The 23,452-nt window shown below is 72.8% G+C and carries 21 protein-coding genes; 7 read left to right on the top strand and 14 right to left on the bottom strand.

Going from position 1 to position 23,452, the window contains the following annotated elements:
- Positions 1-88: 88 nt before the first annotated feature.
- From PZB77_RS18820 to PZB77_RS18760, 13 genes are all read right to left on the bottom strand, one after another.
- Entirely contained in the window at positions 89-481 is a 393-nt protein-coding gene (locus tag PZB77_RS18820) for a YccF domain-containing protein (protein WP_275493771.1), read from the bottom strand.
- Positions 478-1,341, bottom strand: a complete 864-nt coding sequence (gene htpX / locus PZB77_RS18815) for a zinc metalloprotease HtpX (RefSeq protein WP_275493770.1) — start codon at positions 1,339-1,341, stop codon at positions 478-480. The genes PZB77_RS18820 and htpX overlap by 4 nt, the downstream gene beginning before the upstream one ends.
- A 222-nt stretch (positions 1,342-1,563) precedes the next feature.
- Positions 1,564-2,061 (bottom strand): large conductance mechanosensitive channel protein MscL, encoded by a 498-nt coding sequence (mscL, locus tag PZB77_RS18810; protein WP_275493769.1) that lies wholly within the window; start codon positions 2,059-2,061, stop codon positions 1,564-1,566.
- 146 nt (positions 2,062-2,207) lie between these two features.
- On the bottom strand, positions 2,208-3,842 hold the full coding sequence (locus PZB77_RS18805; protein WP_275493768.1) for an NADH-quinone oxidoreductase subunit N: 1,635 nt from the start codon (positions 3,840-3,842) through the stop codon (positions 2,208-2,210).
- Positions 3,839-5,515: an NADH-quinone oxidoreductase subunit M gene (locus PZB77_RS18800; protein WP_275496123.1), complete on the bottom strand. Its 1,677-nt coding sequence runs from the start codon at positions 5,513-5,515 to the stop codon at positions 3,839-3,841. Before PZB77_RS18800 ends, PZB77_RS18805 begins: the two co-directional genes overlap by 4 nt.
- Before the next feature lie 27 nt (positions 5,516-5,542).
- Positions 5,543-7,543 carry an NADH-quinone oxidoreductase subunit L gene (locus PZB77_RS18795; protein ID WP_275493767.1) on the bottom strand — a complete coding sequence of 667 codons (2,001 nt, stop codon included), beginning with the start codon at positions 7,541-7,543 and terminating at the stop codon, positions 5,543-5,545.
- Positions 7,540-7,977 carry an NADH-quinone oxidoreductase subunit NuoK gene (nuoK, locus tag PZB77_RS18790; RefSeq protein ID WP_275493766.1) on the bottom strand — a complete coding sequence of 146 codons (438 nt, stop codon included), beginning with the start codon at positions 7,975-7,977 and terminating at the stop codon, positions 7,540-7,542. Before nuoK ends, PZB77_RS18795 begins: the two co-directional genes overlap by 4 nt.
- Complete coding sequence (locus PZB77_RS18785) at positions 7,977-8,771, bottom strand: NADH-quinone oxidoreductase subunit J (protein ID WP_275493765.1); 795 nt, start codon at positions 8,769-8,771, stop codon at positions 7,977-7,979. Before PZB77_RS18785 ends, nuoK begins: the two co-directional genes overlap by 1 nt.
- A complete protein-coding gene (locus PZB77_RS18780) occupies positions 8,768-9,337 on the bottom strand; it encodes an NADH-quinone oxidoreductase subunit I (protein ID WP_275493764.1) in 570 nt (189 codons plus the stop codon). Before PZB77_RS18780 ends, PZB77_RS18785 begins: the two co-directional genes overlap by 4 nt.
- Entirely contained in the window at positions 9,337-10,305 is a 969-nt protein-coding gene (locus tag PZB77_RS18775) for a complex I subunit 1 family protein (protein ID WP_275493763.1), read from the bottom strand. Before PZB77_RS18775 ends, PZB77_RS18780 begins: the two co-directional genes overlap by 1 nt.
- Positions 10,302-11,798 carry an NADH-quinone oxidoreductase subunit C gene (locus PZB77_RS18770; protein WP_275493762.1) on the bottom strand — a complete coding sequence of 499 codons (1,497 nt, stop codon included), beginning with the start codon at positions 11,796-11,798 and terminating at the stop codon, positions 10,302-10,304. The genes PZB77_RS18775 and PZB77_RS18770 overlap by 4 nt, the downstream gene beginning before the upstream one ends.
- Positions 11,799-11,851: 53 nt before the next feature.
- Positions 11,852-12,574: an NADH-quinone oxidoreductase subunit B gene (locus PZB77_RS18765; RefSeq protein WP_275493761.1), complete on the bottom strand. Its 723-nt coding sequence runs from the start codon at positions 12,572-12,574 to the stop codon at positions 11,852-11,854.
- Complete coding sequence (locus PZB77_RS18760; protein ID WP_275496121.1) at positions 12,565-12,966, bottom strand: NADH-quinone oxidoreductase subunit A; 402 nt, start codon at positions 12,964-12,966, stop codon at positions 12,565-12,567. Before PZB77_RS18760 ends, PZB77_RS18765 begins: the two co-directional genes overlap by 10 nt.
- A 179-nt stretch (positions 12,967-13,145) precedes the next feature.
- On the opposite strand from PZB77_RS18760, the gene PZB77_RS18755 reads away from it, so the two are divergent.
- From PZB77_RS18755 to PZB77_RS18735, 5 genes are all read left to right on the top strand, one after another.
- The gene (locus tag PZB77_RS18755; RefSeq protein WP_275493760.1) at positions 13,146-14,321 is read left to right on the top strand and encodes a sensor histidine kinase; all 1,176 of its coding nucleotides are present in this window, start codon (positions 13,146-13,148) and stop codon (positions 14,319-14,321) included.
- Between the two features lie 300 nt (positions 14,322-14,621).
- Positions 14,622-16,022 carry a sensor histidine kinase gene (locus PZB77_RS18750; protein ID WP_275493759.1) on the top strand — a complete coding sequence of 467 codons (1,401 nt, stop codon included), beginning with the start codon at positions 14,622-14,624 and terminating at the stop codon, positions 16,020-16,022.
- Between the two features lie 635 nt (positions 16,023-16,657).
- Positions 16,658-17,317, top strand: a complete 660-nt coding sequence (locus PZB77_RS18745; RefSeq protein WP_327270655.1) for a response regulator transcription factor — start codon at positions 16,658-16,660, stop codon at positions 17,315-17,317.
- 339 nt (positions 17,318-17,656) lie between these two features.
- Positions 17,657-19,603 (top strand): 2-oxoacid:acceptor oxidoreductase subunit alpha, encoded by a 1,947-nt coding sequence (locus PZB77_RS18740; protein WP_275493757.1) that lies wholly within the window; start codon positions 17,657-17,659, stop codon positions 19,601-19,603.
- Positions 19,596-20,654 (top strand): 2-oxoacid:ferredoxin oxidoreductase subunit beta, encoded by a 1,059-nt coding sequence (locus PZB77_RS18735; protein WP_275493756.1) that lies wholly within the window; start codon positions 19,596-19,598, stop codon positions 20,652-20,654. Before PZB77_RS18740 ends, PZB77_RS18735 begins: the two co-directional genes overlap by 8 nt.
- Positions 20,655-20,792: 138 nt before the next feature.
- Here the strand turns inward: PZB77_RS18735 and PZB77_RS18730 are convergent, their stop codons facing one another.
- A complete protein-coding gene (locus PZB77_RS18730) occupies positions 20,793-21,200 on the bottom strand; it encodes a helix-turn-helix domain-containing protein (RefSeq protein ID WP_275493755.1) in 408 nt (135 codons plus the stop codon).
- 142 nt (positions 21,201-21,342) lie between these two features.
- Between PZB77_RS18730 and PZB77_RS18725 the strand changes: the two genes are divergently transcribed.
- Entirely contained in the window at positions 21,343-22,200 is an 858-nt protein-coding gene (locus PZB77_RS18725; protein ID WP_275493754.1) for an SDR family oxidoreductase, read from the top strand.
- 133 nt (positions 22,201-22,333) lie between these two features.
- Positions 22,334-23,398 (top strand): EamA family transporter RarD, encoded by a 1,065-nt coding sequence (gene rarD, locus PZB77_RS18720; protein ID WP_275493753.1) that lies wholly within the window; start codon positions 22,334-22,336, stop codon positions 23,396-23,398.
- The last annotated feature ends 54 nt before the right edge of the window (positions 23,399-23,452 follow it).

The following is a 23,452-nucleotide window of genomic DNA, read 5'->3' as shown; positions in this document are numbered from 1 at the left end:
CGGGCGGAGGGGCCGCCGGGCGGACGGCCTCCGGGCGCGGGGGCGGAGGCGGACCGTGGGCGGACTGCCAGGTGCGGGGGCGGGCGGGCTACCGGGCGGCGAAGGGCTGGTCGGTGGGGACGACCTCCTTGCCGAACGGCATCAGCGACACCGGGATCAGCTTGAAGTTCGCGATGGCCAGCGGGATGCCGATGATGGTCACGAAGAGCGCGATGCCGGTGACGATGTGCCCGAGGGCCAGCCACCAGCCGGCGAGGACCAGCCAGAGGACGTTGCCGACGCAGGAGGCGCCGCCCGCGTCCTGGCGGTCGACGACCATGTAGCCGAAGGGCCAGAGGGCGTACAGGCCGATGCGGAACGCGGCCACGCCGAAGGGGATGCCGATGATCGTGATGCAGAGGAGGAGGCCGGCGGCGAGGTAGCCGAGGCACATCCAGAAGCCGCACAGGACCAGCCATATGACGTTCAGGATCGTCTTCACCGTCGATGACCTGCCATCTTCTCTAGTCGGGCGATGCGCTCCGCCATCGGCGGATGCGTGGAGAACATCTTGGACACGCCCTGGCCGGGCCGGAAGGGGTTCACGATCATCATGTGGCTCGCGGTCTCGATGCGCGGCTCGGGCGGGAGCGGGAGCCGCTTGGTCCCCGCGTCGAGCTTGCGCAGGGCGCTCGCCAGGGCGAGCGGGTCCCCCGTGAGCTGGGCTCCGGAGGCGTCGGCCTCGTACTCGCGGGAGCGGCTCACGGCGAGCTGGATGACCGAGGCGGCGAGCGGGCCGAGGATCATCACGAGGAGCAGGCCGAAGATGCCGGGGCCCTCGTCGTCGCTGGAGCGGCCGACCGGGATCAGCCAGGCGAAGTTGACCAGGAACATCACGACCGAGGCGAGTGCTCCGGCGACGGACGAGATCAGGATGTCGCGGTTGTAGACGTGGCTCAACTCGTGGCCGAGGACACCGCGCAGTTCGCGTTCGTCCAGGATCTGGAGGATGCCGTCGGTGCAGCAGACGGCGGCGTTGCGCGGGTTGCGGCCGGTGGCGAAGGCGTTGGGTGCCTGGGTGGGCGAGAGGTAGAGCCGGGGCATGGGCCGGCGGGCGGCGGTCGAGAGCTCGCGCACGATGCGGTAGATCGTGGGGGCCTCGAACTCGCTGACCGGCCGTGCCCGCATCGCCCGCAGCGCGAGCTTGTCGCTGTTCCAGTACGCGTAGGCGTTGGTGCCGACCGCCACGAGGAGCGCGACGATCAGGCCGGTGCGTCCGAAGAAGCTGCCGATGACGATGATCAGGGCGGAGAGACCGCCGAGGAGTACGGCGGTCTTCAGCCCGTTGTGCCGGCGGTGCACGGTACGCCCTCCAAATGGTGCAGCAGGGGAACCCTTGCTCGATAGGGGTCCACTTCTCAGTGGAGCTTCCCGTTCTGGTCAACGCCAGGCGGGGCGAGCGAGTTCCCTGGTGCGCGGCCCCGGGGGGCGGGTCCCGCACGGCTGTACGGGCCGGAGGGCGGGGTAGCCCGTACGGGTGGGCCGGGTGGGGTGCCGGGGCTTCGGAGGGGCGGGGAAGGGCCGTCAGCGCGGGGCGGGGAGCTTCTCGGTCCCCGCGGGCTTCCCGGTGAGCCGCTCGGCGTGCGCCAGGACGGCGGGGTCGGGCTCGACCTCGCTGGTGCAGTGTCCGCAGCGGGAGGCGATGGCCGGGATGGCGGTGTAGCAGCGCGGGCAGTCACGGAGCGCGGCCTTGATGTCGGCGGGCTCGTCGGCCTTCTTCGCGGTGAAGCGGTCCTGGACCTTCTGCATCGGGACGACGACGCAGAAGTAGAGGACGGCGGCGGTGATGAGGAAGGCGATCGCCGCGGCGATGAAGAGGCCGTAGGGGAAGGCGACGCCCTCGACCTTGAAGGACGCCTTGCTGAAGTCCCCCGTCCCCCGCGTGATGACACCGATGAGCGGCACGATGAAGGCGTTGCTGAATCCGGTGACGACGGCGGTGAAGGCCGCTCCCACGGCGAGGCCGATCGCCATGGACACGACGTTGCCCCGCAGGATGAATTCCTTGAACCCGTTCAGCACTGCGCTGTCTCCTCGTTCCGCTCGTGGCGCCGGCGTCCCCGCCCGGTGCGTGACGCGTGCACCGAAGACCCTGCCCTGTTCCGGCCCGCCGGAGCAAGCCGGTGAGGTGAGGGCGGGGGCCGCGGTGCGGCGGGGGGCCGGCCCCGTCAGAAGAGCGTGCCGGTGGCGAATCTCAGCACGATCTGCGGCGCCCCGGAGAGGACGAGCGCGGCGGCGGCGGTGAGGACGAGCGCCGCGACCAGGGGCGCGGGGGCCGCGGCCGTTCCCGTGATCGGGTCCGCGGAGGCCGGCGCCGGGGCCGCCACGGCCGCCGGTACGGCCTCGGGGGCGCCGGCACCGCGGAAGAGCAGCGCGGTCCACCGGAGGTAGTAGGCGAGGGCGATCACCACGTTGACGGCCATGACGACGGCGAGCCAGCCCAGGCCCGCGTCGACGGCCGCCGAGAAGACGGTGACCTTGGCGAAGAGTCCGACGATGCCCGGCGGCAGACCGGCCAGGCAGAGCAGGAAGAAGGCCATCGCCAGGGCGGTGAGGGGGCGGCGGGCGTAGAGGGCGCGGTAGTCGGTCAGCCGGTTGCCGGGACTCGTACGGGCGACGAGCGCGGCGACCGCGAACGCGCCGAGGTTCACGACGGCGTACATCAGGGCGTACGCGACGGTGGAGCCCACCCGGACGTCCTCCGCGTAGGCGGACGCGGCGATCGGCACCAGGAGGTAGCCGGCCTGGCCGACGGAGGACCAGGCGAGCAGGCGTACGGCGCTGCGGGCGCGGCCGGGCTCCTGGCGCAGGGCGGCGACGTTCCCGACGGTCATGGTCAGCGCGGCGAGGACGGCGAGAGCCGGCCCCCAGACGTCGGCGTAGGACGGGAAGGCGATCACCGTGACCAGGATCAGGCCCGTGAAGCCGACCGCCTTGCCGACGACGGAGAGGTAGGCGGCGATGGGCAGCGGGGCACCGACGTAGGTGTCGGGGACCCAGAAGTGGAAGGGCGCGGCGGCGGTCTTGAAGGCGAAGCCGACGAGGGTCAGGGCGACTCCCGCCGCGGCGAGGGTCGCGAACCGCCCGGGGACCTGGTCGAGTCCGCGGGCGATCCCGGTGAGGTGGGTGGTCCCGGTCGCCGCGTAGACGAAGCTGACGCCGAGGAGCATCACGGCGGTCGCGGTGACGGAGGAGAGGAAGAACTTGAGGGCCGCCTCGGAGGAGCGCCGGTCGCCGCGCTTGATGCCGACGAGGGCGAAGGCGGGGAGCGAGGCGACTTCCAGGGCGACGACGAGGGTGATGAGGTCGCGGGAGGCCGGCAGCAGCACCGCGCCGGAGGCCGAGGAGAGCAGCAGGAACCAGAACTCCCCGGCCGGCAGCCTGCGGGTGTCGTCGAGCGAGAGCAGCGCGGTGAGCAGCGCTCCGCCGAGGACCAGGGCCTGGAGGACGAGGGCGAAGTGGTCGGCGGTGTAGCTGCACGCCTGGCCCGCACCGGGGGTGGCGGTGTCCACGCAGAAGGTGGACCGGTCACCGTCCCGCAGCGGGATCAGCAGGGCGAGGGCGACGACGAGCCCGCCCACGGTGGCGTAGCCGAGGAGCGGCTTGTGGCGTTCGGCGAGGAAGAGGTCGGCGACGAGGACGGCGAGCGCGAGGACCGCGACGGCGAGCGGGGGTGCGACGGCGAGCCAGTCGACGGACTGGACGAGGCTCGCGGCCGACTGCGCGAGTGGCGCGCCGGCCGCCGTGCCCGTGCCGGGGCCGCCCGGGGCCGCGCCGGCGGCGGTGACGAGGTCCGCGATCACGACTTGCCTCCTGCGAGGAGCTTCTGCACGGCCGGGTCGCTGAGCCCGAGGAGGAGGGCGGGCCAGAGTCCGGCGAGGACGGTGAGGACGACGAGCGGGGTCCAGGCGGCGAACTCGTACGGGCGGACGTCGGCGATCTCCGCGGTGGCCGCCGTCCCGGGGGCCACCGCCGTCGCCACGCCCCCGGTGGGGGCGGTGGGCTCCGCCGCCGGGCTGCCGGCGGGGGGCGCGTCCTCGTGTGGTCCGCCGCCGAGCCCGGTGGGGTGAGCCGTCCGTGCGGGCGGCTCACCCATGCAGACGCGGCGGACGACGGCGAGCATGTACGCGGCGGTGAGCAGGGTTCCGAAGGCGCCGATCGCCGTGAACGTCAGGAAGGCGGGACGGCTGAGCCCTTCGGCCGGGTCGAAGGCGCCGAAGAGGGTGAGCATCTCGCCCCAGAATCCCGCCAGGCCGGGGAGTCCGAGGGAGGCGACGGCGGCGAAGGCGAGCAGGGCGCCCAGCCGGGGCGCGCGGCCGTAGAGGGCCGCGCCGGTGGCCCCCGCGAGGGTGTCGAGGTCGGCGGTGCCGTGCCGGTCCTTCACCGCGCCGACCAGGAAGAAGAGCAGGCCGGTGATGAGGCCGTGGGCGATGTTGGCGAAGAGCGCGCCATTGACCCCGGCGGGGGTCATGGAGGCGATGCCGAGGAGGACGAACCCCATGTGGCCGACCGAGGAGTACGCGATCAGCCGCTTGAGGTCGCCCTTCGCGCCCGGGCGGGCGAGGGCGAGGCAGGCGAGCGAGCCGTAGACGATCCCGGCGACCGCGAGCGCGGCGAGGTACGGCGCGAAGGTGCGCATCCCCTCGGGAGCGATCGGGAGGAGCACCCGGACGAACCCGTAGGTACCCATCTTCAGCATCACGCCGGCGAGGAGGACCGAGCCCGCCGTGGGGGCGGCGGTGTGCGCGTCGGGCAGCCAGCTGTGCAGCGGCCACATCGGGGTCTTCACTGCGAGCCCGATCCCGATCGCCAGAACGGCGATGACCTGCACGGACGTGGAGAGGCCCCGGCCGTTGTCGGTGGCGAGTGCCACCATGTCGAAGGTGCCGGCGTGCAGGCCCACGAGCAGCAGCCCGAGCAGCATGACGACGGAGCCGAGCAGCGTGTAGAGGACGAACTTCGAGGCCGCGGCCTGCTTGCCCGCACCGCCCCAGCGGGCGATGAGGAAGTACATCGGGATGAGGACCATCTCGAACGCGAGGAAGAAGAGCAGCAGGTCCAGCACGGCGAAGGTCGCCAGCGTGCCGGACTCCAGCAGCAGGATCAGGGCGACGAAGGCCTTCGGGGACGGGCCCGCGGGCATCTTGAAGTAGCTGTACACCGCGCAGAGGAAGGTCAGCAGCGCGGTGAGCACGAGGAGGGGGAGAGAGATGCCGTCGATGCCGAGGTGGACCCGGACGTCCAGCGCCGGGATCCAGCTGATGTCGGTGGTGGCCTGCATCGTCGCCGCGTGGTCGCGGTCGAAGCCGGCCGCCAGCAGCAGGGTGACGAGGAGGATGGCGCCGGTCACGGTGACGCCGTGGCGGAGCACGGCCTGGTCCGGGTCGCGGCCCCTCAGTCCGGGCGGGGCGGGCAGCAGGGCGGCGACGGCGCCCACCAGCGGGCCGACGACGGCCAGCGCCAGGAGGACCTGCATCACGGACGGGCTGATATCGAGCACGGTTCACGCCCCGGCGTTGACGTTGGCATAGACGACGACGGCGATCGTCAGGACGAGGGACCCGGCGAGCAGGGCGGAGACGTAGGTCTGCGCGTTGCCGGTCTGGGCGCGGCGGACGGCGGTGCCGAGCAGCCGCGCGGTGGCGCCGGAGCCGCGTACGTACGTGTCGACGACCTCGCGGTCCAGGAAGCGGACGAGGCGGGCGGCCGCCAGGACGGGCCGTACGAACAGCCGCGTGTACAGGGCGTCCAGGTGGAATCCGGCGGCCGCGGCGGGGTGCAGGGGGCCGAGCAGCAGGCGGCCGGGGTCGGCGGGGTCGGCCGCGTCCGCGATGTCCCCGTAGACGGCGGTGTGGGCGCTGATGGCCTCGGCCTCGACGAGGGCGGGTTCGGCCCGGGGGTGCGCGGTGACGGCACCGAGGGGATGGCCCGCGGCGTGTGCGGTGGTGTGGCGCCAGGCGGCGTAGGTGACGAGACCGCCGACGAGACCGACGCCCGTGGAGAGGACGGCGGTGGTGAGCGTGGGGGTGAGGCGGTGTCCGTCGAACCAGTCGCCGATCACCCCGGCCGTCAGGCCGAAGCCGAGGGTGGGGACGGCCAGCACCCACAGGACGGAGGTCATCGCGACGGGCTGCTTGCCGTGGTCGGCCACCTCGGGGCCGCGGCCCCGGAAGGTGAGCAGCCAGAGCCGGGTGGCGTACGCGGCGGTGAGCACAGCGGCCAGCAGGCCGGCGACGAGGATCGTCCAGCCGGCGGCGGCCGGGGCGACGTGGCGCTCGCCCAGGGCGGTGTGCTCGGCGGCGACGAGGACGGCCTCCTTGGAGAAGAAGCCGGCGAACGGCGGGATGGCGGCCAGAGCCAGCAGGGCGACGGTCATCGTCCAGTAGGCGTCGGGGATGCGCCGGGTCAGGCCGCCCATGCGGGACATCGCGGCGAGCGAGTTGGTGCCGGTGGCGTGGATGACGACGCCTGCGGCGAGGAAGAGGACGGCCTTGAAGGCGCCGTGCGACAGGAGGTGGAAGACGGCGGCACCCCGGTCGCCGACGGCCAGTGCCCCGGCCATGTAGCCGAGCTGACCGAGGGTCGAGTAGGCGAGGACGCGTTTGATGTCGTCCTGTGCGAGCGCGGCCAGACCGGAGCCGACCATGGTGACGGCGGCCATCACGGAGAGGACGACGAGGGCGGCTCCGGAGGCGGCGAAGACGGGCAGCAGCCGGGCCACGAAGTAGATGCCGGCGGCGACCATCGTCGCGGCGTGGATGAGCGCGGAGACGGGCGTCGGGCCGGCCATCGCGTCGGGCAGCCAGGTGTGCAGCGGGAACTGCGCGGACTTTCCCGCCACCCCGGCGAGGAGCAGCAGCGCGATGAGGGTCGGGTGGTCGAGCCCGCCGTCGGCGACCGCGCCGAGGACGCCGGTGATGCGGAAGGTGCCGGTGTCGGCGGCGAGCGCGAAGAGCCCGATGAGGAAGGGGACGTCGCCGAGCTTGGTGACCAGGAACGCCTTGAGGGAGGCGGCGCGCGCCTCGGGCGTCTCCCAGTAGTGGCCGACGAGGAAGTACGAGCAGATGCCCATGACCTCCCAGCCGACCAGGAGCACCATCAGGTCGCCGGAGTAGACGACCAGCAGCATCGCGGAGGTGAAGAGGGAGACGAGGGCCGCGTAGGAGGGGTAGCGGGGGTCGTCGCGGAGGTACGCGAACGAGTAGACCTGCACGCAGGTCGCGACCAGCCCGACGAGGACGGCCGCCAGGACGGCGAACCCGTCCAGGTGCAGCGCGAGGTCGATCGGCACCGAGCCGGTGGGGGTGAGCCGGGTGGAGGCGTCTAGCGCCCGGCCGCCGCCCTGGTCGGCGGCGACGACCACGGCGAGCACGGCCGCGGCCAACACCGGGAGGACGGCGAGCGGCCGCACGAACCCGGGGGCGGTGCGGCCGAGCAGCAGCCCGGCGACGGCTCCGAGGAAGGGCAGCAGGGGGACGAGGACGGCGAGGGTCGTGGTGGTCACGCGGTGGCCTCTGTCTTCCGTGCCGTCCCCGCCGGAGCGGTGGCCGGTTCGTCGGGGCTGCCGGCGGTGCCCGTGCCGACGGGTCCGCCGTCGCCGGTCCACTCGTCGGGAAGGGTCTCGGCGGCGTCGGTCTCGGCGGTGTCGCGGAGCCGGTCGACGTCGGAGGAGCCGCGGTTGCGGTACACGGCGAGCACGATCGCGAGGCCGATGCCGATCTCGGCGGCGGCGATGGCGATGGTGAAGAGGGTGAGCGCCTGGCCGGCGTGGAGCGTGTCGCGGAGCCAGACGTCGAAGGCGACGAGGTTGAGGTTGACGGCGTTGAGCATCAGCTCGACGGACATCAGGACCAGGATCGCGTTGCGGCGGGCGAGCACGCCGTAGACGCCGACGCAGAAGAGGAGGACGGCGAGCACGGCGGGATAGGCGAGGTGCATCAGCTCTTCCCCTCTTCCGGGGCGTCGGGTCCGTGGCCCGCGCCGGGGGCGGTCGGGCTGGCGGAGGGGGCGCCGGCGGAGTCGTGCCCGGCGCGCGTACGTCCGGTGGCGCGGGCGGCGGTCGGCGTGCGCGTGCCGGTCGGCGCGCGGTCACCGGCGGGCTCGGGGGTGCCGGTCCGCGTGCGGCCGCTCCCCGGCGTACGGCCGCCGGGGGTGCGGCGGGCGGCCGGGAGGGCGAAGCGGTGCTCCGGGTCCCGGCGGGAGAGCACGATCGCCCCCACCAGGGCGGCGAGCAGCAGGACGGAGAGCGCTTCGAACGGCAGCACCCAGTGCCGGAAGAGGAAGGTGCCGGTGGCGGCGGTGGAGCCCTGGGCGGGCCCGTCCAGATCGATCCAGGTGGTCCGGAAGGCGTCCACGACGACCCAGACGAGGGCCGCCGCGGCGGCGACGGCCACGGCGAGCGCGACCGGGCGGTTCTCCGAGTCGGCGTCCGGCGAGCGGCCGATGGGGGCGCGGGTGAGCATCAGGCCGAAGAGGAGGAGGACCACGACGGAGCCGACGTAGATCAGTACCTGCACCCAGGCGATGAACTCGGCCGTCAGCAGCAGGTACTCGACCGCGAGGCCGCCGAGGGCGACGACGAGCCAGAGCGCGGCGTGCACCAGCTGACGGGTGGTGACCGTGACGAGTGCCGCGCCGAGGGTGACGAGGCCGACCAGCACGAAGGCGATCTCGATGCCGGACGGGGAGAGGAAGCCGGGGTGGGCCGCGGCGCTCGCGGCGGCGGGCGTCATGCGGGACCCTCCTGGGCGCGCTCGGCGTCGGGCTGGGCCCGGAGCTGGGTTTCGAGCTTCTCCGCCGTCTTGCGGGCGGCGGCGATCTCCTTCGGCTCCTCGGCACCCGGGTCCGGTGCGGGCGGCTCCGGCACGGTCCACATCCACTCGCGGAGCGTGTCCCGCTCGTGGGTGAGGTCACGGATGTCCGTCTCGGCGTACTCGAACTCCGGCGACCAGAAGAGGGCGTCGAAGGGGCAGACCTCGATGCAGATGCCGCAGTACATGCAGAGCGAGAAGTCGATGGCGAAACGGTCGAGGACGTTGCGGGAACGCTCGCGTCCGCCGGGGGCGGCGGGCGGGCTCGTCTCCTTGTGCGAGTCGATGTAGATGCACCAGTCGGGGCACTCGCGGGCGCAGAGCATGCAGACCGTGCAGTTCTCCTCGAACAGCCCGATGACGCCGCGCGAGCGCGGCGGGAGTTCGGGCTGGACGTCCGGGTACTGCGCGGTGACCGTGCGCTTCGTCATGGTCCGCAGGGTGACGGCGAGACCCTTGGCGAGGCCGGAGCCGGGGATCGGAGGCACTAGTTGATCGCCACCTTCACGATGCCGGTGAGCGCGATCTGCGCGAGGGCGAGCGGGATGAGTGTGGTCCAGGCGAGCTTCTGCAGCTGGTCCTCGCGCAGGCGCGGGTAGGTGACCCGCAGCCAGATGACGACGAACGCGAGGATCCCCGTCTTCACCAGGGTCCAGAGCCAGCCGAGTCCGTCGGCGCCGAAGGGACCGTGCCAGCCACCGAGGAAGAGCACCGTGGTCAGACCGCAGAGGACGACGATCCCGGCGTACTCGGCGAGCAGGAAGAGCGCGAAGCGCAGCCCGGTGTACTCGGTGTAGGCGCCGAAGATGATCTCCGAGTCGGCCACCGGCATGTCGAAGGGCGGACGTTGCAGTTCGGCGAGCCCGGCGACGAAGAAGATCAGCGCGCCGGTGATCTGCCAGGGCAGCCACCACCACGCGAAGGCGTCGACGATCCCGGGGAGCGACACCGTCCCGGCGGCCATCGCCACCGAGGCCGCGGCGAGCAGCATCGGCAGTTCGTAGGCGAGGAGCTGGGCGGCGGTACGGAGCCCGCCGAGCAGGGAGAACTTGTTGGCGGAGGCCCAGCCCGCCATCAGCGAGCCCAGAACACCGATCCCCATGACGGCGAGCACGAAGAAGATCCCCGCGTCGATGACCTGGCCGACCGCGCCCTCGCCGGGCCCGATGGGGATGGCGAGCACCACGAGGAGGTACGGCAGGAGGGCCACGGCGGGCGCGAGCTGGAAGATGCGGCGGTCGGCGTCGGCCGGAACCACGTCCTCCTTCTGCACGAACTTGATCCCGTCCGCGACGAGCTGCGCCCAGCCGTGGAACCCGCCCGCGTACATGGGGCCGAGGCGGCCCTGCATGTGCGCCATCACCTTGTGCTCGGCCTGGCCGACGACGAGCGGGAAGACCAGGAAGACGACGAAGACGATGACGAGCCGGAGGGCGACGTCCAGTACGTCGTTCACGCGCTATCGCCTCCGGAGGGACGGTGGTGGGGGTCATCGGGCGCGGCGCGGTCCGCCGGCACCTCGGGGTCGGGCGGCCCGGCGGGCTCCGCGGGCACTTCGGGTCCGGGTTGCCCGGGGTCTGCGGACGCGTCGCGTTCTGCGGGCCGCCCGGCCTCTGGCGCGGGTTCGGGCTCGCGTGGGGCGTCCGGTTCGGGCTCGCGAGCGGCCTCGGGCTCAGCTTCGCGTGCGGCGTCCGGTTCGGCCCCGCGTGCGGCATCGGCCCCGCGTGCGGCATCGGCCCCGCGTGCGGCATCGGGCTCGCGTGCGGCGTCGGGCTCGCGTGCGGCGTCGGGCTCGCGTGCGGCGTCCGGTTCGGCCCCGCGTGCGGCATCGGCCTCGGGCTCGGCCGCCCCCTTCGCCACACCCGCGCCCGCCCCGTCGTCGAATGCCGGGCGGGCGTGGTGCCACGGGGCGTCCGCGCTGCCGGTCGTCCGGGGAGCCGGCTTCGCCGGGGCGCCGGGGACCGCTGCCGTACCGCTCCTCCCGGATGCCTCCGGGTCCGTCGCGGGGGTCTGCGTACCGTCCGGGGCGGCGCCCTCCGTGCGCTGACTGGCCGAGCCGGCCGAAGCGCTGCGGGACCTGCGGGCGGGGCGGGCGGGCGGTGTGCCCTCCGCCGGGGTCGCGGCGGCCGGTGCGGCCGGGCTTTCCTGGCCCGCCGCCGGCGCCGCCGGGCCGGTGGCCGGGGTGTCCGGTCCTGTCGGGGGTGCGGTCGGGGGCCGCCGGCCCGCCGAGCCCTCGGTGACGCTCCGGGCGCGGCGTACGGGTCGCTCCGCGGCGCCCGCGCCGGCGCGGGTGGCCCGTGCGGGGCGGGCCGGTGCGGGCGGCAGCTGTCCCTTGAGCGGGCCCCACTCGTTGGGGTCGGGCACGCCCGGCGGGAGCATGGTGCGCCGCTTGGGCCCGCCGTGCTCGGACTCGCCCGGTTCCTTCGCGCCGGGCCAGGCCTTGGCGACCCGGGCCGCGAGGACGAAGTCCTTGCGCAGCGGGTGCCCTTCGAACCCCTCGGGCAGCAGCAGGGGCACCAGGTGCGGGTGGCCCTCGAAGCCGATGCCGAACATCTCGTGGGTCTCGCGCTCGTGCCAGGCGGCGCCCGCGTAGACGGCGATGGCGCTGGGCAGTACGGCCGCCTCGTGCGGGACGGTCGTGCGGACCAGCAGCCGCCGGACCGTACCGGTGGAGAGCGCGGCGACGTGGGCGGCGACCAGGAAACCGGTGCCGGGTTCGTCGACGGCGCTCAGCCAGTCGAAGTAGGTGCAGCCGAGCCGGTCGCGCGCGGTCTCCAGCGCGGCGGTCCAGGTGTCGGCGGGTACGTCGACGGTGAGCAGCTCGTACGCGTACGCGGCGGTCGCCCGCTCGCCGAAGAGCCCGGCGACGGTCCGGGCGACCGTGTCGGGGTCGGCGTCCAGCAGCCGGTCGAACAGGCTCGCGGCGTTCTCGGGGCTCTCTGCGCTCATAGCGTTCTCGGGGTTCTCGCCGTCCCGCCGGCTCGCGGCGCTTTCGGGGCCACTCACTTCGACTCCCCCGGCCCGGTCGGCTCCGCCGGTGCGGCGACGAGTCCGCTGCGCAGGGCGGCGGTGGAGGGCCGGCCGGCCGGATCCGTGGTGTACCGCTCCGCCAGGGACTCGCGGGCGATCCGCTCCTGGAGTTTGAGGATGCCCTGGAGCAGGGCCTCCGGCCGGGGCGGGCACCCGGGGACGTACACGTCGACGGGGATGATCTGGTCCACGCCCTTCGTGACGGAGTACGAGTCCCAGTACGGACCACCGCAGTTGGAGCAGGCGCCGAAGGAGATGACGTACTTCGGCTCGGGCATCTGCTCGTACAGGCGCTTCACGGCCGGGGCCATCTTGTCGGTGACCGTGCCGGACACGATCATGAGGTCGGCCTGGCGCGGGCCGGGAGCGAACGGGATCACGCCGAGCCGGATGAAGTCGTGGCGGGCCATCGAGGCGGCGATGAACTCGATGGCGCAGCAGGCCAGACCGAAGTTGAAGACCCAGAGGCTGTAGCGGCGCCCCCAGTTGAGGACCACCTTCATCGGTTCGGGCGCGAGGCGGGAGAGCACGCCGAGCCGCTTGGGCTCCGGCAGCGGCACCGGCCCCGGGCCGGACGCACCGGCCGTCGCGGCCGCCGTCCCGTCCGGAGTTCCGTCCGCCGTTCCGTGCGCCGCGTGGTCCGGCGTTCCGTCTGCGGGCTGCGGCTCGGGGATCGGCCGGCTCGTCACGCCCATGTGAGGACGCCCTTCTTCCATGCGTAGAGCAGTCCCACGGCGAGGAAGCCGAGGAAGACGAACATTTCCACCAGGGTGGTCGCGCCGAATCCGGGTGCCGCGAAGACGGTCGCCCAGGGGAAGAGGAAGACCGAGTCGACGGCGAAGATCACGTAGAGGAAGGCGTAGACGTAGTACCGCACCTGGGTGTGCGCCCACCCCTCCCCCACCGGGTCCACGCCGCACTCGTAGGTGAGGAGCTTCTCGGGCGTGGGCACCACGGGCCGGAGCAGGCGTCCCGCTCCGAAGGCGACGGCGACGAAGAGCACGCCGACGAGGGCGAGCAGTCCGACCACCGAGTAGCTGTGGAAGTAATCCGACGCGAGAACGGTCGGTTCCGGCAGTTCAGGCACGTCCGCCACGTCCGTTCCTCGCTCCCTCGAACCCTTCGACGATCTGTACGCACGGGAGTCTAGGCCCTGTTAAAGACTGGGTAAGCAGTCGCGTCGGGCCGGGGGTGGGGTTATCCCCACTTCCTCGCACCCACGAGCCCCATGGCGTGCGCGGGGGTCGGACCGGCAGGGTGGGGCGCATGACGACGAGCCCCTCCGAGCCGGACGACGCCCGGCCACCCCGACTGCGCCCCGCCCTCGACGTGTGGACGTGGAAGGAGATCGCCCACCTGCTGTCGAATCTGCCGACCACCATCGTGGGCTTCGTCTACTCGGTCGTGCTGGTCAGCGTCGGCGCCGGGCTGTCCGTCACGGTGATCGGGCTGCCGCTGCTCGCGCTCGGCATCCAGGGCGCGCGCGGCCTGGGCATGGCCGAACGCGCCCGGGCCCGCGTCCTGATCGGGGTGCACGTCGAGGAGCCCGGCGCGATGGCGCGGACCCGCCGCGAGAAGGGCTTCTTCCCCTGGCTGTGGTCGGGACTGGGCGACCGGGTGGGGTGGCGGACCCTGCTCTATTCGTTCATCCGACTGCCGTGGGGCGTGGTGACGTTCGCCGTGACGCTGGTGGGCTTCTTCACGTTCTGGCCCGTACTCCCCTACGTGACCCGGGCGCTGACCAACGCGGACCGTGCGATGGTGCGGGCGCTGCTGGCGCCCTCGGACGAACTGGAGCGGCGGATCGCGGAGCTGGAGTCGGACCGGGGCGTGGTCGTGGACACGGCGGCGGCCGACCTGCGCCGGATCGAGCGCGATCTGCACGACGGCGCCCAGGCCCGGCTGGTGGCGCTCGCCATGGACCTCGGACTGGCGAAGGAGAAGTTGACGGAGGATCCGCAGGCCGCCGCCCGGATGGTCGACGAGGCGCACGGGGAGGTGAAGGTCGCCCTCCAGGAGCTCCGTGACCTCGCCCGGGGCATCCATCCGGCCGTCCTCACCGACCGGGGGCTGGACGCCGCGCTCTCCTCGATCGCCTCGCGCTGCACGGTCCCCGTCACGGTGGGCGTCGAACTGCCGGGCCGGCCGGCCCAGGCGATCGAGGGCATCGCCTACTTCACCGTCTCGGAGCTCCTCCAGAACGTCAGCAAGCACAGCCGGGCCCGCTCGGCCGCCGTGGACGTGTGGCGCGAGGGCGACCGGCTGATGCTGCGGGTACGGGACGACGGGACGGGCGGCGCGCGGACGGAGGGCGGCACGGGTCTGGCCGGCCTGACGGAGCGGCTGGGGGCGGTGGACGGCGTGCTGGTCGTCGAGTCGCCGGAGGGCGGCCCCACCACGGTGACTGCCGAACTGCCGTGGCGCGACGGCGCCGCGGGCTGAGGGACGGCACGGCGGGACGGATCTTCGAGGGCCGGGGCGCACGCCCCGGCCCTCCGCCGTGCGTGCGCCCCGGCCCTCCGCCGTGCGTGCGCGGTGCACCGGGGTGGGGGTAACCCCCCGACGGATACGGAGACCGCCCTCATGGTGCGAGGAGCGCCCGCGGAAGAGGCTGGAGGTATCGGCCGGGAGCCGTGCGCGGGGCGCCTGCCCACGGCGGACGCCCCGCGCGGAACGGCTCACCGAGGACGCGGCTCACCGGGACGCGGACGGCTCACCAGAGAACGGAAACGGACGGCAGCGATGGCCACGGCATACGGATCGGACGCGCGGGACCAGGCGGGCGGCCGCAGCGGCTCCTGGGGCGGCCCCGGCGAGAAGCACTTCTTCCCGGCGGTGCTCCGCGCGCCGGTGGAGGCCCGCACCTGGCGGGAACTGCTCCACCTGGTGGTGAGCCTCCCCGTCAGCGCGGTCCTCTTCACCGTGGTGATCACCACGGTCTCGCTGGGCATCGGCCTGATGGTCACCTTCCTCGGGATTCCGGTCCTCGCGGCCGGCCTGGCGGTCTGCCGGGGCTTCGGCGTCCTGGAGCGGCGACGGGCCCGCGCCCTGCTGGGGCTCGACGTGGCCGACCCCGAGCCCGTACGGGGGCGTACCGGCGGCGTGTTCTCCTGGGCCGGCGCGGCGCTCAGGAACGGTGCCTCCTGGCGCCATCTGCTCTACGGCTTCCTGCACTTCCCGTGGGCGGTCTTCGCGTTCACCGTCGCGGTGACGCTGTGGACGACCGCCTGGACGATGTTCACCTACCCGCTGTGGGCCTGGGTCTTCCCGACGTACGTGGGGGTCGACGGCCTCCAGATGTACGGGGACGCCACGCACCGGGTCTATCTGGACTCGCCCTTCGAGCTGACCGCGACCAGCGGCATCGGGCTCCTCCTCGTCCTCGCCTCGCCGTGGGTCGTCCGAGGGCTGGCCTCGGTGGACCGGGTGATGGTCGCCGGTCTGCTCGGCCCGTCCCGGCTCGCCTCCCGCGTGGTGGAGCTGGAGTCGGACCGGGGCGTGGTGGTGGACACCGCGGCGGCCGACCTGCGCCGGATCGAACGCGAACTGCACGACGGCGCCCAGGCCCGGCTCGCCGCCCTCGCGATGGAGCTCGGCCTGGCGAAGGAGCGGCTCGCCGAGGATCCCGAGGGGGCGGCGCGGCTCATCGACGGGGCGCACGGTGAGGTGAAGGTCGCCCTCCGGGAACTCCGTGACCTCGCCCGGGAGATCCATCCCGCCGTCCTCACCGACCGGGGGCTGGACGCGGCCCTCTCCTCGGTCGCCTCCCGCTGCGCCGTCCCGGTCTCCGTCGACGTGGAGCTGCCGCACCGGCCGGCCCGGGCGATCGAGAACCTGGCGTACGTCACCGTCTCCGAACTGCTCCGCAACGTCACCCGGCACGCCCGCGCCACCCGTGCCTCGGTCACCGTCCGCCAGGTGGCCGACCGGGACGGCCGGCAGAGCGGCAAGGGCCGGCCGGACCGGCCGGACCAGCTGGTGATCCGGGTCGACGACGACGGGCGGGGCGGCGCGGACGTGACCATGGGCGGCGGACTCTCCGGGCTCACCGAACGTCTGCGGGCGATGGACGGCGGCCTCACGGTGGACTCTCCGGCGGGCGGTCCGACGACGGTGACCGCCCGGCTCCCCTGGCGGGAGTGACCTGCCGCCACCTCACGGTCGGCACCACCGACGCCACCGCCGCCAGGGACACCAGAGGCACCAGAGGCACCGACGGGGGAAAGATCTTCGCCGCCCGCGATTCCGCCACTGATGCCGTCGTCGACGCGGATGCCGATGCCGTCGTCGAAAGGGCGCGCCCTTTCGACGGCCCTTCCCGTCTCCTCCCGCGTGCCCTTTCGGCCTCTCCGGACGACGGGACGAGGCGAATGGGCGCACGTCGTCGGATACTCCGCAGCGGTCTTCTTCGCCCCTCCCCCGGCGGGTCACTATCCGGAATTCATCTCTCCGCTCCGTCCGGAAAAGGCGAGACCGACCCGCGGCCCGCGCGCCCCGTGAGCTTCGCCCTCGGGGACTCCGCCGACGGCGCGCGGGAAATGCGCCGCCGGTACGCCTCCGCGCCTCGCTCACCAGCCCTTTCCCACCGGCAGGTGAATGTGCGTGCGCTCTGTCGCCACCGCTCCGGGTTCCGGTTCTTCGCCGGGAATGACCCGGCCCCGTTCCGACCCCCTTCCGCCGAAGTCGCCGCCGGGCTGGGATGCTGGGACACGGAATCGGCCGGGTGACCGGTGCGGGACGTCGACAGCAGTGGGGGAAGCGACAGCGTGGAGAACAAGGTGCGGGTGGTCATCGCCGAGGATTCGGTGCTGTTGCGGGAGGGGTTGACCCGGCTGCTCACCGATCTCGGGCACGAGGTCGTCGCGGGGGTGGGTGACGCGGAGGCACTGCTCGCGCTGCTGGCGGAGCTGCACGGGCGCCAGGAGCTGCCGGACGTGGTGGTGGCCGACGTACGGATGCCCCCGACCCACACCGACGAGGGGGTCCGGGCCGCCGTGGCGCTGCGGAAGGACCACCCGGGCGTCGGGGTGCTGGTGCTGTCGCAGTACGTCGAGGAGCGGTACGCCACCGAACTGCTGGCCGGCAGCACGCGCGGGGTGGGCTATCTGCTGAAGGACCGGGTCGCCGACGTGCGCGACTTCGTGGACGCCGTGGTGCGGGTGGCCGGGGGCGGGACGGCGCTCGACCCGGAGGTGGTGGCGCAGCTGCTGGGCCGGAGCCGCAAGCAGGACGTGCTGGCCGGGCTGACGCCCCGCGAGCGTGAGGTCCTCGGGCTGATGGCGGAGGGCCGGACGAACTCCGCGGTGGCCCGGCAGCTGGTGGTGAGCGACGGGGCGGTGGAGAAGCACGTCAGCAACATCTTCCTCAAGCTGGGGCTCGCCCCGAGCGACGGGGACCACCGGCGGGTGCTCGCCGTGCTCACCTATCTGAACTCCTGACCGGTCGGGCCGGTCCGCCGGGGCCGTCCCCCTCCACGGGCCGGCCGTCCCCGCCTCTCCGAATTCCGGACGTCCCGCATTCCTGAACGGGTGTCGGCCCGATCAATCCTCGCCGGACGAGGAATATGCGGCCTACGTCGAAAGGACGAGGCGGTATGAGGCCTCCGACCTGCCACGGAAGGCTGCAATCCGCAAGGAAAAGAAGAGGAAGCGGCCTCCTGTCCCGGCACCCCCCATATGATCGACGGAGGAAGGCGCCCCTTACCGACGTAGTGGGGGCCTCGGGACCGCCGGCGGGCCGGCTGTTCCGCAGCCGCCGCCCATGGGAGGTCCAGTTCAGTGACCAGCCAGGTCAGTAGCGAGGCCGATGTGACCGACGAGGCAGTCGTCGGGGAGCAGCGCGCTCCCCACGCGACGCACGCGGAAGCCGGTGCGAAAGAAGTCCGTCGACTGGATCGGGTCATCATTCGATTCGCCGGGGATTCCGGCGACGGTATGCAGTTGACGGGCGACCGTTTCACCGCGGAGACGGCGTCGTTCGGCAATGACCTGTCGACCCTGCCGAACTTCCCCGCCGAGATCCGGGCGCCCGCCGGGACGCTGCCGGGGGTGTCGTCGTTCCAGCTGCACTTCGCGGACCACGACATCCTCACGCCGGGCGACGCCCCGAACGTCCTGGTCGCGATGAACCCGGCGGCCCTGCGGGCCAACATCGGGGACGTCCCGCGCGGGGCGGAGGTGATCGTGAACACGGACGAGTTCACGAAGCGGCCGATGGCGAAGGTCGGGTACACCTCCTCTCCGCTGGAGGACGGTTCGCTGGAGGCGTTCAACGTCCACCCGGTGCCGCTGACGACCCTGACGATCGAGGCGCTGAAGGAGTTCGGCCTCTCCCGCAAGGAGGCCGAGCGGAGCAAGAACATGTTCGCGCTGGGCCTGCTGTCCTGGATGTACCACCGGCCGACCGAGAACACCGAGGCGTTCCTGCGGCAGAAGTTCGCGAAGAAGCCGCAGATCGCGGAGGCGAACGTCGCCGCCTTCCGCGCCGGGTGGAACTTCGGTGAGACCACCGAGGACTTCGCCGTCTCCTACGAGGTGGCGCCGGCCTCCTCGGCGTTCCCGACCGGGACGTACCGCAACATCTCCGGGAACCTCGCGCTGTCGTACGGGCTGATCGCCGCCGCCCGGCAGGCCGCCCTGCCGCTCTATCTGGGCTCGTACCCGATCACTCCGGCTTCCGACATCCTGCACGAGCTCTCCAAGCACAAGAACTTCGGTGTGCGGACCTTCCAGGCGGAGGACGAGATCGCCGGGATCGGGGCGGCGCTGGGTGCCGCGTTCGGCGGGGCGCTGGGGGTGACGACCACGTCCGGGCCGGGGGTGGCGCTGAAGTCGGAGACCATCGGCCTGGCCGTATCGCTGGAACTGCCGCTGCTGGTCGTGGACATCCAGCGCGGCGGCCCGTCCACGGGGCTGCCGACCAAGACGGAGCAGGCCGATCTGCTCCAGGCGATGTACGGGCGCAACGGCGAGGCCCCGGTGCCGATCGTCGCCCCCAGAACTCCGGCGGACTGCTTCGACGCGGCGCTGGAGGCGGCCCGGATCGCCCTGACCTACCGGACGCCGGTGTTCCTGCTCTCCGACGGCTACCTCGCCAACGGCTCCGAGCCGTGGCGCATCCCCGACCCCGAGCAGCTGCCCGACCTCCAGGTCACCTTCACGACCACGCCGAACCACCGGCTCGACGACGGCACCGAGGTGTTCTGGCCGTACAAGCGCGACCCGGAGACCCTGGCCCGCCCGTGGGCGGTGCCCGGCACAGCGGGCCTGGAGCACCGGATCGGCGGGATCGAGAAGCAGGACGGCACGGGGAACATCTCGTACGACCCCGCCAACCACGAGTTCATGGTCCGCACCCGCCAGGCGAAGATCGACAACATCGCGGTGCCCGACCTGGAGGTGGACGACCCGACCGGCGCCACCACCCTGGTGGTGGGGTGGGGTTCGACGTACGGGCCGATCACCGCCGCCGTACGCCGGCTGAGAGCGGCCGGGGAGACGATCGCCCAGGCCCATCTGCGTCACCTCAACCCCTTCCCGCGCAATCTGGGCGAGGTGCTGGGGCGGTACGACAAGGTGGTCGTGCCGGAGATGAACCTCGGTCAGCTCGCCTCGCTGATCCGGGCGAAGTACCTCGTGGACGCCCGCTCCCACACCCAGGTCAACGGCATGCCGTTCAAGGCCGAACAGCTCGCCACCGCCTTGAAGGAGGCCATCGATGGCTGACACCCTCCCCCTCCTCGACCTGGTGCCGAAGGCCGAGGCCCCGCAGTCGATGAAGGACTTCAAGTCCGACCAGGAGGTCCGCTGGTGCCCCGGCTGCGGCGACTACGCCGTCCTGGCGGCCGTCCAGGGCTTCATGCCGGAGCTGGGTCTGGCGAAGGAGAACATCGTCTTCGTCTCGGGCATCGGCTGCTCGTCCCGTTTCCCGTACTACATGAACACGTACGGGATGCACTCCATCCACGGCCGGGCCCCGTCCATCGCGACGGGACTGGCCACCTCGCGGCGGGATCTGTCGGTGTGGGTGGTCACCGGTGACGGCGACGCCCTGTCGATCGGCGGGAACCACCTGATCCACGCCCTGCGGCGGAACGTCAATCTGAAGATCCTGTTGTTCAACAACCGGATCTACGGACTGACGAAGGGGCAGTACTCCCCCACCTCGGAGATCGGCAAGGTCACCAAGTCGACGCCGATGGGCTCACTGGACGCCCCGTTCAACCCGGTGTCGCTGGCGCTGGGCGCGGAGGCCTCGTTCGTGGCCCGGACGGTGGACTCCGACCGCAAGCACCTGACGAGCGTGCTGCGGGCGGCGGCCGACCACCCGGGGACCGCCCTGGTGGAGATCTACCAGAACTGCAACATCTTCAACGACGGCGCCTTCGAGGCCCTCAAGGACAAGGAGCGGGCCCAGGAGGCGGTGATCCGCCTCGAACACGGGCAGCCGATCCTCTTCGGCACGGACGGCGCCAAGGGTGTCGTCCGCGATCCGGCCTCCGGCGACCTCCAGGTCGTCGCGGTCACCGAGGAGAACCGTTCGCGGATCCTGGTCCACGACGCGCACGCGGCCTCGCCGACCACCGCCTTCGCCCTCTCCCGGCTCGCCGACCCGGACACCCTGCACCACACCCCGATCGGGGTGCTCCGCAGCGTGGAACGCCCGGTCTACGACACGCTGATGGCGGAGCAGTTGGACGCGGCCGTCGAGCAGCGGGGCAAGGGCGATCTGGCGGCGCTCCTCGCGGGGAAGGACACCTGGACGGTCGTCGGCTGACCACCCCCGCCCCGGCGAAGAGCCCGGGTCCGGCCGCCCGTTCCACGGCGGCGGGACCCGGGCTCCGGCGTTGTGCGGTCTCGGCGTCCGGGATGTCCGGGAGCCGGGGCCGGCCGTCCCACCCCGGCCGGGCGCCGTCTACGCCTCGCGCGCGTCGTACGCCTCGCGTGCGGCGGCGACCGCGTCCACCTGGCGCTCGGACCAGCGGGCCAGCTCCCACACCCGCCGAGCGGCCTCGCGGCCGAGCGGGGTGAGGGAGTAGTCCACCCGGGGCGGGATGACCGGCTGGGCGTCCCGGTGCACGAAACCGTCGCGTTCCAGCGTCCGCAGTGTCTGGGCCAGCATCTTCTCGCTGACGTGCTCGATCGCCCGGCGCAGTTCGCTGAAGCGGTACGGGTGTTCCAGCAGGGCCGCCAGGACCAGCACGCCCCAGCGGCTGGTGACGTGCTCCAGGACCAGCCGTGACGGGCACATCGCGCGGTTGACGTCCGTCCCGTGAGCCACCGCCGCCACCAACTGGCCGGGGGTCTGCGTAGGCGCGTTCATCCCACCACCTTACTTCAAAGTGGGTACTTCCTCGCAGTAAGTACCCACCCTAGAGTGAGTGAAGGAAATCGGTCGATACGCCCATGGACGGGTGGATCGGTCGATGGGTCCCTACCGGAACAGCGCTGAGGAGAACCACCCCATGAGCATCGTCGTCACCGGAGCCACCGGACAGCTCGGACGCCTGGTCGTCGAGCAGTTGCTCACCACCGTGCCGGCCGACCGGATCGCCGCGGTCGTCCGTGACGAGGCGAAGGCCGCCCCGCTCGCCGCACTCGGTGTGGAGCTGCGGGTCGCCGACTACGACCGGCCGGAGACGTTCGGGGCGGTCTTCCGCGCCGGTGACCGGGTTCTGCTGATCTCCGGCAGCGAGGTCGGCAAGCGCGTGGCGCAGCACACCGCCGTGATCGACGCGGCGAAGGAAGCGGGCGTGGCGCAGCTGGCGTACACCGGCGTGCTGGGCGGCCCGGCGGCCGACTTCCTGCTGGCCGGGGAGCACAAGGAGACCGAGCGGCTGATCCTCGCCTCCGGACTGCCGTACACCTTCCTGCGCAACGGCTGGTACACCGAGAACTACACGGCCGCCCTCGCCCCGGTGCTGGCGCAGGGTGCCGTGGTCTCCAACGCGGGCGACGGACGCATCGCCTCCGCCACCCGGGCGGACTTCGCCGCCGCGGCCGCCGCCGTACTGACCGGCGAGGGCCACCTGAACGCCGCGTACGAGCTGAGCGGCGACACCGCCTGGTCGCTGGCGGAGTACGCGGCCGAGCTCTCCCGGGCCACCGGCCGGGAGATCGTGTACACCGAGGTGCCCGCCTCCGCGCACCAGGAGATCCTGGTCGGCGCCGGCCTGCCGGCGGCCTTCGCCGAGATCCTGGTCGACGTGGACGTGGCGATCGGGCGCGGCCTGCTCGCCGGGACCAGCGGTGACCTCGCCCGTCTCATCGGGCGGCCCACCACCCCGCTCGCCGAGACGGTCGCAGCGGCCGTCGCCGCCTGACCTCCCCCCCTCCCGACGCCGGAGCACGGGCGCGCGTCATGACCGTCATGGTGAGACGGCAATGACACGCGCCCCGCCCCGGCGCTACCTTCATGGCGTCGGCGACCGCCGGCACACGCGTGAGGGAGGCCCCGTGGAGGGGAAGAACGAGCAGCGGGCAGGGCTGCTCCAGGGAATCGGCGCCTACGGGATGTGGGGACTGGTCCCCCTGTTCTGGCCCCTGCTCAAACCGTCCGGCGCGGCGGAGATCCTGGCCCACCGGATGGTGTGGTCGCTGGCCGTGGTCGGCGTCGTCCTGCTCGTGCTGAAGCGCTGGGCATGGATCGGGGAGTTGCTGCGCCAACCGCGCAAGCTCGCGCTCATCACCGCCGCGGCGGCGGTCATCACCGTCAACTGGGGCCTCTACATCTGGGCCGTCAACAACGGCCGGGTCGTCGAGGCGTCCCTGGGCTACTTCATCAACCCGCTGGTCACCATCGCCATGGGCGTGCTCCTTCTTGGCGAACGCCTGCGGCCCGCCCAGTGGATCGCCGTCGCGACCGGAGTGGCCGCCGTCCTCGTGCTCGCCATCGGGTACGGCCGGGCCCCGTGGGTCTCCCTGGTGCTGGCGTTCTCCTTCGCGACGTACGGCCTGGCCAAGAAGAAGGTCAACATGGGCGGCCTGGAATCCCTGGCCGCCGAGACCGCGGTCCTCTTCCTGCCCGCCCTCGGTTTCCTGATGTGGCTCGCCGCCCGCGGGGAGACCACCTTCACCTCCGGCGGGGGCGCCGGGCACGGGCTGCTGCTCGCCTCGACCGGCCTGGTGACGGCGGTCCCGCTGATCGCCTTCGGGGCGGCGGCGATCCGCGTCCCGCTCTCCACCCTGGGCCTGCTGCAGTACCTGGCTCCGGTCTTCCAGTTCGCCCTGGGCGTCGCGTACTTCCACGAGGAGATGCCGCCGGAGCGGTGGGCCGGCTTCGCCCTGGTGTGGGTGGCGCTGACGCTGCTGACCTGGGACGCGCTGCGCACCGCACGGCGCAGCCGGGCGACCGCCCTGCGGCTCGCGGCGGCCCGTGCGGCGGGGAGGACGGCCGGGGCGGCACCTGCGGCCGCCGTCCCGGTCCCGCCCGCCGCGGAAGCTGCGGGGACCCCGGAAAGCCGGCCGGCCACCACCGCCGGGTGTCCCGACGTCACCGGGACGCCCGGAGCCGGTAAATAGTTACTCGGTTGCTTTTTGTCTCGGTTGCGTTTTCCTGGGCGTCCCGCATCCCTG

This window comes from Streptomyces sp. AM 2-1-1, from assembly GCF_029167645.1.
GTDB lineage: Bacteria > Actinomycetota > Actinomycetes > Streptomycetales > Streptomycetaceae > Streptomyces.
The sequence above is the reverse complement of the archived record's forward strand: the minus strand, read 5'-3'. Positions and strand labels throughout refer to the sequence as shown.